Below are 14,087 nucleotides of genomic sequence, written 5' to 3'. Positions count from 1 at the left end.
AAAATTACTATTTACAAATACAATTTACACACCTTTGTTCGTACCTTACAATCATTGAAATTATTTAGCATTAAAAATCAGTAAATTATACAACTTATTTTTACTATTATATAAGTTTTTTCAATAAAATAGCGCAAAATTTACTCATTAGTTTAAAATTAAAAAATTTGAAATTATATATCAAATACATGGTCAGCAATCGCTGTAAAATGGCAGTAAAAGAAGAGTTGAAAAAACTTGGATTGCACTTTATTCTTGTTGATTTAGGAGAAGTTGACGTGATGGAAAATATCACAATGGAACAACGCGAACTATTAAAAGCTGGTCTACTTAATTCGGGTTTTGAATTAATGGATGATAAAAAATCGATGCTAATAGAAAAAATAAAAAATGTAATTATTCAAATGGTTCACCATTCTGATGAAATTATTAAGGTAAACTTTTCTAATTATTTAAGTGATAAATTAAATCACGACTATACCTATTTGTCTAATTTATTTTCAGAAGTTCAAGGAACAACTATTGAACATTTTATCATTTCTCATAAAACAGAACGCGTTAAGGAACTAATTATTTATGGAGAACATAATATCACTGAAATAGCATGGAAAATGGGATACAGTAGTGTTGCGCATCTATCCAGTCAGTTTAAAAAAGTCACTGGGCTTACCCCTTCTCACTTTAAAAACATGAAAGATAAAAGACGTTGCCCAATTGAAGAAGTAGGAATTAAAAATAACACTATTACAAATAGCATCAATTAAAGTTGCCAAACCATCATGAAATTAATTTCAGAAAAAAGATTTCAACTCTACTCCATTCTTATAGCTATTATACTAGCAATGGTTTTGGCAGTTTTTTATTATAACAATTTAAAAGTAAAATCTACAAGTGACTCCACTGACTTAGCACAGGAAATATTACGGAAAAACGATAATGTACTTCTAGATATTCTTGATATCGAAACTGGCGTAAGAGGATATATAATTTCTGAAAATAGCCTTTTCTTAGAAACTTTCAACAATGCTGTAAAAGCCATGAATAGGAATTTATCAGCTTTGTCAATACTTACTCAAAACAATCCAAAACAACAATCACAAGTTAATTCCTTAAAGTCAAAAACATCTGAAAAGTTAATTTTATTGAAAAAATTAATTGATGACAGAAATATAAACTTATTAAATGACGATGAGAAAATTACGATTCTTAAAAACGGTAAAATAATTACTGATGAAATAAAGGATATTATATCAGACATTAATTATGATGAATATAATTCTTTAAAACTAAGAAAAATAGAAAATGAAAATAGCCGTCAGAATTCTGAAATGCTATTTTTATTACTATTATTATTAATCTTAGTCATATTTACCCTCGTTTTTATAATAGTCAAGAATTTAAAAATTAGAAATCAAGAATTAGAAACATTTACAACATCACAAAAGTTACTATCTAATTATTCACTTAGCCTCATTGAAGCGAGTAAAGATCCATTGGTAACAATAAATATCAATGGAAAGATTACTGATATGAATGAAGCAACCGTTAAAATAACTGGAGTTAGTCGTGAAATATTAATTGGCTCCGATTTTTTAGATTATTTCACAGAACCAAAAATGGCTCAAGAAGTATATCAAGAAGTATTCGCTAAAGGTTCAGTAGCTGATTCCCCATTAACAATTCGACATAAAAACGGAAAGTTGACTGACGTCTTGTTTAATGGATCTGTTTATAAAGATGATAAAGGAGCTGTATTAGGAATTGTAATTGTAGCGAGAGATATTGCTGAGCAAAAGTGGGCCTTGGATTTACGAATTGCTAATAGAGAACTTGCATTTCAAAATGAAGAGAAAGAAAAAAGAGCCAATGAATTAATTATTGCAAACGAAGAACTTGCTTTTCAAAACGAAGAGAAAGAAAAAAGAGCTAATGAATTAGTAATTGCAAACGAAGAACTTGCTTTTCAAAACGAAGAGAAAGAAAAAAGAGCTAATGAATTAGTAATTGCTAATGAAGAGCTTTTATTTCAGAACGATGAAAAAGAAAAACGAGCAGCCGAATTATATTTGGCTAATAAAGAGCTGATTTTTCAAAACGATGAAAAAGAGAAACGAGCAGCAGAGTTTGTAATTGCTGGTATCGAACTTGATTTTCAAAATAAAGAGAAAGAAAAACAAGATATTGTAAATGAGGAACTCAAATCACTTAGTGACTCTGCAAAATTAGCTTCTCAATATTCTCTGAGTTTAATTGAAGCTAGTCGTGATCCATTGGTAACAATAAACATAGAAGGTAAAATTACTGATATGAATGAAGCCACCGTGAAAATTACGGGCATCGATCGTGAAAAACTAATTGGTACTGATTTCTTGGATTATTTCACAGAACCACAAAAGGCTCGAGAAGTATATCAAGAAATTTTCGCAAAAGGATCCGTTGCCGATTCTCCATTGACACTTCGTCGCAAAGGAGGAAAATTGACAGATGTTTTATTTAATGGTTCCGTTTATAAAAACGAATTAGGAAATGTACTTGGTGTTGTCGTAGTAGCTAGGGATATTACGGATCAAAAAAGAATTGAAACGGAACTAATTGAAGCCAAAGTATTTGCTGAGTTAGCTACAGGAATTGCCGAGGAAGAAAAAAGAAATGCTGAACTTTCAACACTAATTGCTGAAAATGCTGTAAAAGCAAAACAACAGTTTTTATCAAATATGAGTCATGAAATCAGGACTCCTATGAATGCTATCATTGGTTTTACAAAAGTAGTTTTGAAAACGGATTTGTCAGCAAAACAAAAAGAGTATTTGACAGCTATAAAAATGAGTGGTGATGCACTTATTGTTCTCATAAATGACATTCTTGATTTAGCAAAAGTAGATGCAGGTAAAATGACTTTTGAAAAAATACCATTCAAATTAAAGTCATCAATTTCTTCTATGCTTCATCTTTTTGAAACTAAAATTCAAGAGAAAAATTTAAAATTAGTAAAGGAATATGACTCAAACATTCCTTCAATAGTAATTGGGGATCCAGTACGTTTGCATCAAATTATTTTAAATTTAGTCAGTAACGCAGTAAAATTTACATCAAAAGGAAAAATTACAGTTAGTGTCAATCTAATAGATGAAAACCAAGAAAACATAACTATTGAATTTGCGGTTACAGATACAGGAATTGGAATTTCTAAAGAAAAAATAGCAACAATATTTGACAATTTCCAGCAAGCAACTAGTGGAACATCCAGAATTTACGGCGGTACCGGATTAGGACTTGCCATTGTAAAACAATTAGTAGAACCCCAAGGTGGGACTATAAATGTAGAAAGCGAAGTTAATGTAGGGACTACATTTAGTTTTACATTGGACTTCCAAAAAACAAACCTTGATGCAGAAGTAAATAACGAATTTCTTGAACTAGATACCGAAATTAATAATATAAAAGTATTAGTAGTTGAAGACATTGCATTGAATCAGTTATTGATGAAAACACTTTTGGATGATTTTGGTTTTGAAAGAGATATAGCCGAAAACGGAAAAATTGCCATTGAAAAACTGCAAAACAACTCCTATGACATTATCTTAATGGATCTACAAATGCCAGTAATGAATGGGTTTGAGACAACCGAATACATTAGAAAAACAATGAATTCACAAATACCAATTGTTGCTTTAACTGCTGATGTTACCACTGTAGATTTAGCCAAATGCATGGCAGTAGGAATGAATGATTACATTGCAAAACCAGTAGATGAACGATTATTATATAGCAAAATTGTAAGTATTGTAAAAAAAACTTCCTCTTTAAAATCAGATGAATTAGAACCAAAAGATATCCAAAAAAGTATTGATTTGGAATATTTGAAAACTAGGACTAAATCGAATCCAGAATTAATGATGGCAATGATAGATGCTTATTTACAGCAAACACCCCCATTAATAACTGCCATGAGAGAAAGCTTAAAAGACAAAGACTGGCAACTGTTAAAAGCTTCTGTACATAAGATGATCCCGTCCTTTTCAATAATGGGAATAAGCCCAAAGTATGAAGATATGGCAAAAAAAGTTCAAGATAGTGCTCTTGAACATGAAAATATAGAAGAAATAGGACATTTGGTTTTAGAGCTAGAAACCATTTGTACCTTATCTTGTAAAGAATTAGAAATAGAATTTAATAATATAAAAAATAGTAACTAATGAAAAACGATAACAAAATAAAACTCTTTTTAGTAGATGATGATGCCGTTTTCTTAAAATCATTAGAAATAGAATTTCTTCATCACACTGATTTTATTGTTGAAACTTTTGCAACTGGTGAGCTATGCATTGCCAATTTAGGAAAGAAACCTGACGTAATTATTCTTGATTACCATCTGGATGGAATTGATAAAAATGCTATGAATGGCATTGAAACATTGGATAAAATAAAAGAATTTAATCCTGATATTCCAGTAGTAATGTTATCATCTCAAGATAAAATTGATGTAGCCATTAGCTGTATGCACCATAAGGCATTTGATTATGTTGTAAAAAGCGAAACTGCTTTTTTACGCCTTCAAAAAAACATTACAGCCTTTTTCCATTTTGAAAGAATTGAAAAAGAATTAAACTGGTATATGGCCAGAATGTAATTTAAAACTATTCTCTTTTATCTTAAAAACACCCATAACCATTCAAACATTCGAATTTCACAACATTTAACGACAATACAGCAACTAATTAGCATATAAATAACTGAATTTTGGAATGTGATAAATAAGTCACATTTCAAAAATAAAATTATGAAAATAGTAAAAATGTTTCCTGTTTTGGCAGTGCTTTTAGTTGGATTAATGACGAGCTGTAGTACTGATACGGATTCAGGCACAGCTGTTGTTGCAAATTCAATTTTTAAAACCACACCAATACCTTCAACTGACAAGTCAACCTCAAATTTGACAAACAGCGCTACATTAGAAACAATAAATCTTGGTGTTGCAGGAAATTTTGCAATACTATCAAAAACAGGTATTACCGATGTCTATAAATCCGCGGTCACTGGTGATGTAGGAGCAAGTCCAATTACAGGAGCTGCTATTCTTTTAAAATGTGATGAAGTAACCGGAACTGTTTATTCAGTTGACGCTGCAGGTCCTGCATGCAAGATAACCGATGCAACCAGATTAACAACAGCTGTAGGTGATATGGAAACGGCGTATACGAATGCCGCGGGTCGTATTAATCCCGATTTTCTAAATTTAGGAGCTGGAAGTATAGGTGGAAAAACACTTACACCAGGTTTATATACATGGACAAGTACATTAAACATCCCAACTGATATTACAATCTCAGGTAGTCCAACTGATGTTTGGATTTTTCAAGTTGCAGGAAATCTTAATATGAGTTCAGCTGTTAGAATTACTTTAGCTGGAGGTGCACAAGCCAAAAACATTTTCTGGCAGACGGCTGGTGCAGTTACTCTAGGAACAACTAGCCATTTTGAAGGAAATATATTAAGCCAAACTGGTATTAATTTAAAAACAGGAGCCTCCATTAACGGAAGAATGCTTGCTCAAACTGCTGTTACACTTCAAATGAATACAGTTGTATTACCCCAATAAACATTTGGTTATTTAAACTACTAAAAGTGCTGTTTATCAACTGATAAACAGCACTTTTTCTTTACTTAAAAGGAATAGTAGCACCTCTAAATGTGTGAAAGATGAAAGTATTATTTAAAATAATGTAAAACTTACTGGGTACAAGACCTTTATCTTTGACATAGAAATTAGCACTAGATATTTAACAAGTCAAATAAGATTAAAAATTTATACTAATGCATATTCATTTTAACAGCATTTGTATTTTAAAACGAATTTAAAATATAAACAAATTATTAATTCTTAAAAAAATAAAATCATGAATCTTAAAAGAATCTTTGGAGCATTACTTACAGCGCTTGGAATTGGAGCTCTTATTTATACAGCTGTTGTATTTGCAAATACAGGTGGTAGTAATAATGATGTTAAAGCATTAATTATTTACGGAGTACTAGGTATTGTGTTTTTTAGTGCCGGAATAAGCTTAGTACGAACAACAAAAGATGAATCTTAACTAATCGAAAGAATTAGTCTTATTATTTAATGAATCGAAATCAATATTAAAAAACAGGTTATGAAATCAAAAAACATAGGAATTCTTATAATTGTAATTGGAGCAATCATGATTTTTTATAACGGGTTCAATTATATTACTAAAGAAAAAGTAGTTGATATTGGACCTATTGAAATCAATAAAGAAACAAATCACCCAGTACAATGGTCACCAATTGTAGGTATTGTTCTACTTGTTGGAGGAGTACTACTTGTAGTACGTGACAAAAAATAATAGAATCCAAATTACAAGATTACGTAATAATTTAAATTTACAATATGAAGCCACAAATAGGAATAACAGCCGATAATTTAAAAAACAGTACTGATTTACTTTCATCCGTTTTAGCAGATGAAATGACATTATATATTAAAACTAGAAAATTTCATTGGAATGTCTCTGGTGAAAGTTTTATGGAAATTCATAAATTATTTGAAAATCAGTACAAACAATTAGAAGAAAGTATTGATAATGTAGCAGAACGTATCAGCAAGCTTGGCGAAAAAACTATCGGTACAATGAATGAGTTTATAGCACATTCAAAACTAAAAGAATCGCCTAATAAATATCCTTCACAAAAAGAAATGATTAAAGAGCTTCTAGATGACCATGAAACTGTTATTGTAGCGCTACGCAAAGGAATAAAGCAGTCTGAAGAAGATAATAAAGATATTGGTACAGCCGATTTTTTAACAAGCTTAATGACAGAACATGAGACGACAGCTTGGATATTAAGACGCTATTTAAGTTAATTATACAAGCTTTCAAAGATTTACATCGTAAATAACCAATCATAACAATTGAAAATATTTTTATTAGTAAAACAACCATTTGAAATAAAAATACATTCATAAATAATAAACAAAAATGAAAAAAATTACATTCAATATAATTTCAAAAAAAATACTTTTAAGTGTATTTGCTCTCATGACACTAATATCCTTTACATCTTGTGCCAAAAAAGTGGCTTTTCAAACCTCATCCATTGTACCTGCAGCACGTGGAGATGTAAAAATAAAAAAAGATGAAAATAAAAATTACTTGATTAAAATTGAATTGGAAAATCTTGCTGAAGTTAACCGAATTGAGCCTCCAAAAAGTGCGTATGTTGTTTGGATGGAGACTGATGACTCCTCAGTGAAAAATATTGGTCAAATAAAAAGTGATTCAAAGTTTTTATCTTCTAAACTTAAGGCTTCTTTTGAAACTGTAACTCCATTCAAGCCTTCGAAAATATTTATAACTGCAGAGGATAATGCAGGTGTTCAATATCCGGGAATGCAACTTATAATGGAAACAAGTACCTTTTAAAATAAATAGTCTAAAAAATAAAGATTTGGTTGGTTTTTGGTTGAATTGAGGACTGTTTTAATCTACAGTCCTTTTTTTTATCTGAAATTAAACTATCAAAAATTTACGTTTTCAGGATATCTTAAAAGAAGTTCTAAATCAATTAAACCCCTAAAAAACAATTCCAATTTAAGTCCAATTACAAAAAAGAATCTACATGGAATTTCATATTAAACATACTGGCAAACTATTGAAAACAACTTATGAAGGATGGAATGAAAAAGATCCGTTTAGACAAAGTGCTGTAATTGCTTATTATGCTATTTTTAGTATACCTGGTTTATTAGTTTTAATTATTTCTATAGCTGGTTATTTCTTTGGAAAAGAAAGTGTAAACAAAAATATATTAGAACAAATTACTAATACAATGGGGTCCGAAACTGCCATTCAAATTAGCCAAATTTTAGCTAAATCTACTGAAACGAAATCAAGTTTTTTAGGGTCAATTGTTGGTGTTATAGTGTTACTAATTGGTTCCACAGCAGTTTTTGTTGAACTACAAAAAACGCTGAACTTAATATGGAAAGTGGAAGTATTACCAAAGAAAGGGATAATTACAATATTGAAAGCACGTTTTTTTTCCTTTGGATTAATATTAGCTATTGCATTTTTATTGATGATTTCTCTAGTTATATCTACAATGCTTTCTAGTATGGGAAATTGGATTGGAATATATACTTATAATTATTCCGTTCTTTTTTTCAATTGCATTAATTTTATATTTTCATTGGCTGTTATATCAATACTTTTTGCCCTAATGTTCAAAATTTTACCCGATGCAAAAATAAAATGGAAACATGTTTGGTTAGGATCAATAGTTACTGGTATCCTTTTTACAATTGGTAAAACTATTTTAGCATACTACTTTAGCACGGCTGAACCAGCATCTGTTTATGGTGTAGCGGGGTCTGTAATTTTAATTTTATTATGGGTTTCTTACTCCTCTATGATTTTGTTTTTTGGGGCCGAATTTACGGCCGCCTACGCAAAAATTTACACCGGTGTTGTGCCACCTACTGAAATTGCAAAAAAAATAACAAGCACAAACTAACTATTTATAAATCAAATAACATTTCTTCCATTTTTGCTATTTCATCAATGAAACACATACGTTAATTATATAAATTTCCGTTGAAATTGTATAATGTAATTTACAATTAAAATACTGAAATTTAACCTTTTACAAAGTATTAGCTAGACTATAATTAATTAAAGCAAAAGGTATGAAAAGAGTTAAAAAATTAGGTATATGGATGGATCATTCCATTGCTTATTTAATGGAATTTACAAATAATCCATTTGAAATAAAAACGATAGAATCACAATTTTCAATAGAAGAAAAAGAGTTACAAATCTCAAAAAAAGCAACAGTTTTAATAAACACAGAAAAACATGTTTTATATGAATATTATAATAAAATAGGTGACGCAATAAAAAATTATAAACAAATAATTCTATTTGGTCCATCATGTGCAAAAATGGAATTCTTTGATGTTTTAAGTGAGGATGAACGTTTCTTAAAAATGAAAATTGAAATTAAAGAAACTGATAAAATGAGTTTGAATCAGCAACATGATTTTATTTTAAAATATTTCGCAAACAACTAATTTTTATAGTAATAAATGGTAATGATTTAATGCAGGTCATTTTGGTTTTCGGATAAAATAACTTGAAATGAAATGACCATAATACATAATTTCAATTGAAAACTAAGCCTATGTTTATTTATAAAATAAAATTTCTAACTAAAAATTAAAAAAATGGATAATGAAAAAGCAATTAGCGTATTAAATTCATTTATAGTAATCAATAATGCTAGAATTAAAAGATATAAATGGGCATCGACAGATAGCAAGGAATCTTTTTTGAAAAAAACATTTATGAGTTTTCAAAAAACGAGTCTAGCATGTAAAAAAGAACTTAGAAAAGAAATTATAAAATTAGGAGGCACACCAATTGAAGAAAAAAGTAAAAATACTTTGCTTCATCACTTTTGGTTGAAGTTTACAAAATTTGTTTTTAATACTGATTTAAACAATATAATATATTCCTGTGAACGAAATGAGTCTATTATAATTCAAAGTTATTATGAAGCAATATACAGTAATCTAGGCAACCTTAATTATAAACAAAAGGCGATGCTAAACAATCAATATTTTTTAATTAATGATGATCATGACAAAATGAAATCATTAAACATTCACTCTCATCGTTTATAATATTTATCTAGTAAAATCAAATGTAATCTGAAGAGTCTTAAACAGTATGATTTATTCAAACATAACTATTTTTCAATTACCAAACATTAAACTTAATAACACCCACCATTTTGATTATTTATTTTAAGAACCTCTTTAGTGATGTAGGTGATGTAACAAAATTTGCATCAAAATTTTTCAAAGAAGCTGTAGCTCCCCCTTATGAATTTAAAGAATTTATAAAGCAGTGTTATATTATTGGATACAAATCATTGCCCTTAGTAGCCCTTACTGGTTTTATAATGGGCTTAGTACTTACGCTTCAATCACGTCCTACCCTAGCCAAATTTGGGGCTGAATCTTGGTTACCTGGAATGGTGGCACTTTCATTGATTAGAGAAATTGCTCCTGTGATAACTGCATTAATTTGTGCAGGTAAAATTTCATCTGGAATTGGTGCTGAACTAGGTTCTATGAAAGTGACTGAACAAATAGATGCTATGGAAGTCGCAGCAATTAATCCTTTTAAATACCTCGTTGTTACTCGTATTTTAGCAACTACACTTATGATTCCCATGTTGGTCATCTTCGCAGATGGAATTGGAATATTAGGTGGTTATATAGGAATCAATATGCATGGAGATGTAAATCTATTTAGATATGTTTCTAAAGTTTTCGATTCATTAGCCTTTATTGATATCATTCCTGCAACAATCAAAACCTTTTTCTTTGGTTTTTTCATTGGAATGATTGGCTGTTACAAAGGGTTCACCGCCGAGAATGGAACTGAAAGCGTGGGTAAAGCAGCAAATTCAGCAGTCGTGACTGCATCATTAACTATTTTTATTATAGACATGTTAGCAGTTCAATTAACCGATTTATTTTTTTAGAATGAAACAAGAGCACCTAGTTTTAGAAACACCAGTCATCGTAAAAGATGCAACTCCCCTTATTGAAATAAAAGATCTACACAAGTCTTTTGGAAAAAATAGTTCCGTTCTAAAAGGAGTTAACCTTACACTTAACAAAGGCAAGGATTTAGTCGTTCTAGGAAAATCTGGATCTGGAAAATCAATAACTATAAAATGCATTGTAGGATTAGTTCAGGCAGATAAAGGAGAAATAAAAGTATTTGGTCAAGAAATACTTGATTTGCAAACAGAGGAACTAAATAAAATAAGAGTTCGAATTGGTTTTTTATTTCAAAATTCAGCCTTATATGATTCTATGACTGTAGAACAAAACCTTGCATTTACTTTAACCCGCCATGTGAAAAATTTAACCGATGAAGAAATAGAAAAGGAAATTATAGATGTATTGGAAAGTGTTGGATTGGCGGAAGCAATTCATAAAATGCCTTCAGAACTTTCTGGAGGAATGAGAAAAAGAATTGCACTTGCTCGAACTCTAATCTTAAAACCCGAAATTATTCTTTATGATGAACCCACTACTGGACTAGATACAATTACTTCTAGGGAAATTAGTGAGTTGATTTTAGAGATAAAGAAAAAAAATAATACAACGTCAATTATTATCACCCATGATATGGCTTGTGCAAAACTTACCGCAGACAACATTGCAATATTAAAAGATGGAGTAATTCATGTTGAAGGCAGTTACGAAGAATTAGAAAACAGTAAGGACGAATGGGTTCGTTCCTTTTTTATATAATTAGTTAATTTAAGAATTTAAGAATGAAAAAGGAATCAGGAAGTACATGGAAATTAGGAATGTTTGTATTAATAGGATTGGTCGCTTTTACGTCCACTATTTATTTTGTTGGAAAACAAAAAAATTTATTTGGCTCTACATTCATTTTAAACTCACATTTTAAAAATGTAAGTGGTTTAGAAGTGGGGAATAATGTGCTTTTTTCGGGTATAAACGTTGGAACTGTTAGTGAGATTCAATTAATAACAGATACATCAGTTGTTGTTCGATTATTAATAGAAAAAGACGTGCAAAAATTCATAAAAAAAGATGCCCATGCAAGCATAGGATCAGATGGATTAATGGGTGATAAAGTACTTATTATTTCTCCAGGTACTGCTTCAAAAAACAAAGTAAAGGACAATGATAATATAGCCTCAATAAACCCCATTGAAATGGATGAAATAATGAGAAGCCTTAAAACCAGTATTGATAATGCTAGCATAATAACCGATGAGCTTGCTCAATTTACTTATAAGATGAATAATGGAAATGGTGCTTTGAATAAATTAATTACCGATGAAAAATTTGCTAACAGTCTAACAAAAACACTTACAAACCTACAAACAGGTTCCAAAGGATTGAGTGAGAATATGGAAGCGGCAAAACATAATTTTCTACTAAAAGGATATTTTAATAAAAAGAAAAAAGCAGAAGAAAAGAAAATCGAAGAAATAGAAAACGCAAAAAAAGAGAAGATCAATACTGAACAAAAAAAATAAGATTAAACATTTTAAACAACTGTTTTTTAACGATTAATAAGTAAATAGTAAAACATTACTGATTTTTAAAAATTATAAAGAAGCACTTCATTTTTAAATAAATGTGGTGTTTTTTTTTAAATTATAGCCTATCTCTTCTATAAAATAAACCAAAATAAGTAAATCATATAAATTCTTTAAAAAGTTATGTAAGACTTTCTAGCATAAACCCCCCCACCTTTGTAAAACATATTTCAAATTAAATATAATGAAAAATAAATCAGAAAAAATTAAAGAGACCTGGGAGGTACAGAAAGCAAAGTTAAAAGAAAAATTTGCTGGACTAACAGATACTGATTTTCTTTTTCTGGAAGGTAAGGAAAATGAAATGATAGAGAAGCTTAAACTTAAGCTTGGCAAAACAGAAGTTGAAATATACCAAATTCTTAATTCCATTTAATAGCTATTGCAGATAGCTGAATGAATAAAAGTGACTCTTTTCAAAATTTTACAGCATCAAAAAAAGTAAAAAGTGTTAATAATGTAACTTTTAAATAAAGTTGTGTAACAGATTCCTTTAGTAAAATAATGACCTTTGTTATATATAAAAACAGAAACTCAACAAACAAATATTAATTAATAAAACTAAAGATCATGAGCAATCTACTTTACACATTAGCAGTCATTTTAATCATTTTTTGGGCAATTGGATTCTTTGCATACAGTTTAGGATCGATAATACATATTTTATTAGTTATTGCAATCATAGCAATAATATTAAGAATAATCCAAGGAAGAAGATTATAAAAAATCAACTAAAAATTAAAAAAGTAAACATTAAAAAAATTATTATGAAAACAGATAAAGTAATATTAGGAGTATTAGGTGGACTTGCAGCAGGTGCAATAATGGGAATCTTATTTGCTCCAGATAAAGGCGAAAAAACTAGAAAAAAAATCAAACGTAAAAGCAATGATTATGCTGATGATTTAAAAGACAAATACGAGACTGCTTTAGATACTATTTCTAAAAAATATGAAACTCTAAAACAAGAAGGTCAAGATCTTTATATAGAAGGAAAATCAAAATTTGATAAAACAAAAAAAGAATTGGAAAATTTAGATATCAAGAATTTAAATAACTAATTTATATTATGAACAATAATACAACATCAACAATAGAAATTCTTTTTGAAAAGGCTGAGAATTACACCCGCACTTCTATAGAGTTAGCGAAGCTAAATGTTATAGATAAATCTTCGGACGTTTTATCCTCATTAATTTCAAGACTAGCAATTGCTATTGTTTTTGTTATGTTCATTTTACTCTTTAATTTTGGATTGTCTTTTTGGATTGGCGAAACACTTGGTAATTTCTTTTATGGTTTTTTTATTGTAGCCGCATTCTACCTCATTATTTCTATTGTATTGTATTACTATAAAGATCAATGGATAAAAATGCCGGTAAGCAATTTTATCATTAGAAAAATGCTAAAACAGAAATAAAATGAAAAAATTAAACGAAACCGATCTTTTAGACCAAACGATTTTAGCTCTAAAAACAAAAAAAGCAGATGAATTCGAATCTCTTAAAGAACAATTTCATACTACTTATGAGAGCATAAAACCAATGAATTTAATTAAAAATGCTTTTACAGATCTAACAGATTCTCCAGTCATTAAAAATAGCATTCTCAATAACGTCATAGGCCTATCAACAGGATATTTGTCTAGGAAATTAATATTAGGTAGTTCACAAAATCCTGTAAAAAGAGTTTTGGGTTCTGTATTTCAATTTGTAGTTTCAAATTTTGTTTCTAAACACTCCACTTTATAATTCAATCAAATTTATTTAAATTAATAATGCCGTTAATTTATATAAGTAATTGTTTTTTTAGACCAATAAATTACTTTTAAAAGGCATACGATTTATTTATAACTATTTAAGATTTCATGAATTGTTGTCGGTAAATCATAAAAAGTAGCTTTTTATTATGGA

The 14,087-nt window shown here is 29.3% G+C and carries 19 protein-coding genes; all 19 read left to right on the top strand.

The window, feature by feature from the left end; genetic code table 11:
- Window positions 1-188 precede the first annotated feature (188 nt).
- Window positions 189-764 (top strand): helix-turn-helix domain-containing protein, encoded by a 576-nt coding sequence (locus AB3G39_RS08885; RefSeq protein ID WP_367757943.1) that lies wholly within the window; start codon window positions 189-191, stop codon window positions 762-764.
- A gap of 15 nt (window positions 765-779) precedes the next feature.
- A complete protein-coding gene (locus AB3G39_RS08880) occupies window positions 780-4,196 on the top strand; it encodes a PAS domain S-box protein (protein WP_369769283.1) in 3,417 nt (1,138 codons plus the stop codon).
- Entirely contained in the window at window positions 4,196-4,630 is a 435-nt protein-coding gene (locus AB3G39_RS08875) for a response regulator (protein ID WP_367770525.1), read from the top strand. The genes AB3G39_RS08880 and AB3G39_RS08875 overlap by 1 nt, the downstream gene beginning before the upstream one ends.
- Before the next feature lie 150 nt (window positions 4,631-4,780).
- Window positions 4,781-5,599 carry an ice-binding protein gene (locus AB3G39_RS08870; RefSeq protein ID WP_367753612.1) on the top strand — a complete coding sequence of 273 codons (819 nt, stop codon included), beginning with the start codon at window positions 4,781-4,783 and terminating at the stop codon, window positions 5,597-5,599.
- 298 nt (window positions 5,600-5,897) lie between these two features.
- Entirely contained in the window at window positions 5,898-6,092 is a 195-nt protein-coding gene (locus AB3G39_RS08865) for a hypothetical protein (RefSeq protein ID WP_367753614.1), read from the top strand.
- 60 nt (window positions 6,093-6,152) lie between these two features.
- A complete protein-coding gene (locus AB3G39_RS08860; protein ID WP_367753616.1) occupies window positions 6,153-6,365 on the top strand; it encodes a hypothetical protein in 213 nt (70 codons plus the stop codon).
- A gap of 44 nt (window positions 6,366-6,409) precedes the next feature.
- The gene (locus tag AB3G39_RS08855) at window positions 6,410-6,883 is read left to right on the top strand and encodes a Dps family protein (RefSeq protein ID WP_367770530.1); all 474 of its coding nucleotides are present in this window, start codon (window positions 6,410-6,412) and stop codon (window positions 6,881-6,883) included.
- Window positions 6,884-6,998: 115 nt separating this feature from the next.
- Window positions 6,999-7,442 carry a hypothetical protein gene (locus AB3G39_RS08850; RefSeq protein ID WP_367753620.1) on the top strand — a complete coding sequence of 148 codons (444 nt, stop codon included), beginning with the start codon at window positions 6,999-7,001 and terminating at the stop codon, window positions 7,440-7,442.
- A 196-nt stretch (window positions 7,443-7,638) separates the two neighbouring features.
- Window positions 7,639-8,532, top strand: a complete 894-nt coding sequence (locus tag AB3G39_RS08845) for a YihY/virulence factor BrkB family protein (protein ID WP_367770532.1) — start codon at window positions 7,639-7,641, stop codon at window positions 8,530-8,532.
- 172 nt (window positions 8,533-8,704) lie between these two features.
- The gene (locus AB3G39_RS08840) at window positions 8,705-9,088 is read left to right on the top strand and encodes a hypothetical protein (protein ID WP_367753624.1); all 384 of its coding nucleotides are present in this window, start codon (window positions 8,705-8,707) and stop codon (window positions 9,086-9,088) included.
- A gap of 153 nt (window positions 9,089-9,241) precedes the next feature.
- Window positions 9,242-9,700, top strand: a complete 459-nt coding sequence (locus tag AB3G39_RS08835) for a PA2169 family four-helix-bundle protein (protein WP_367753626.1) — start codon at window positions 9,242-9,244, stop codon at window positions 9,698-9,700.
- A gap of 110 nt (window positions 9,701-9,810) precedes the next feature.
- The gene (locus AB3G39_RS08830; protein ID WP_367753628.1) at window positions 9,811-10,569 is read left to right on the top strand and encodes an MlaE family ABC transporter permease; all 759 of its coding nucleotides are present in this window, start codon (window positions 9,811-9,813) and stop codon (window positions 10,567-10,569) included.
- Window position 10,570: 1 nt separating this feature from the next.
- Entirely contained in the window at window positions 10,571-11,350 is a 780-nt protein-coding gene (locus AB3G39_RS08825) for an ABC transporter ATP-binding protein (RefSeq protein ID WP_367770536.1), read from the top strand.
- A 23-nt stretch (window positions 11,351-11,373) separates the two neighbouring features.
- On the top strand, window positions 11,374-12,111 hold the full coding sequence (locus AB3G39_RS08820; protein WP_369754022.1) for an MlaD family protein: 738 nt from the start codon (window positions 11,374-11,376) through the stop codon (window positions 12,109-12,111).
- 247 nt (window positions 12,112-12,358) lie between these two features.
- The gene (locus tag AB3G39_RS08815; RefSeq protein ID WP_367770541.1) at window positions 12,359-12,550 is read left to right on the top strand and encodes a hypothetical protein; all 192 of its coding nucleotides are present in this window, start codon (window positions 12,359-12,361) and stop codon (window positions 12,548-12,550) included.
- Window positions 12,551-12,744: 194 nt separating this feature from the next.
- Window positions 12,745-12,897, top strand: a complete 153-nt coding sequence (locus AB3G39_RS08810) for a lmo0937 family membrane protein (protein ID WP_367753636.1) — start codon at window positions 12,745-12,747, stop codon at window positions 12,895-12,897.
- Between the two features lie 44 nt (window positions 12,898-12,941).
- Window positions 12,942-13,235 (top strand): YtxH domain-containing protein, encoded by a 294-nt coding sequence (locus AB3G39_RS08805; protein ID WP_367753638.1) that lies wholly within the window; start codon window positions 12,942-12,944, stop codon window positions 13,233-13,235.
- Between the two features lie 8 nt (window positions 13,236-13,243).
- Complete coding sequence (locus AB3G39_RS08800; RefSeq protein ID WP_367753640.1) at window positions 13,244-13,594, top strand: hypothetical protein; 351 nt, start codon at window positions 13,244-13,246, stop codon at window positions 13,592-13,594.
- Between the two features lies 1 nt (window position 13,595).
- Complete coding sequence (locus tag AB3G39_RS08795) at window positions 13,596-13,925, top strand: hypothetical protein (RefSeq protein ID WP_369754023.1); 330 nt, start codon at window positions 13,596-13,598, stop codon at window positions 13,923-13,925.
- The last annotated feature ends 162 nt before the right edge of the window (window positions 13,926-14,087 follow it).

This window comes from Flavobacterium sp. WC2416 (assembly GCF_041200095.1).
GTDB lineage: Bacteria > Bacteroidota > Bacteroidia > Flavobacteriales > Flavobacteriaceae > Flavobacterium.
The sequence above is the reverse complement of the archived record's forward strand: the minus strand, read 5'-3'. Positions and strand labels throughout refer to the sequence as shown.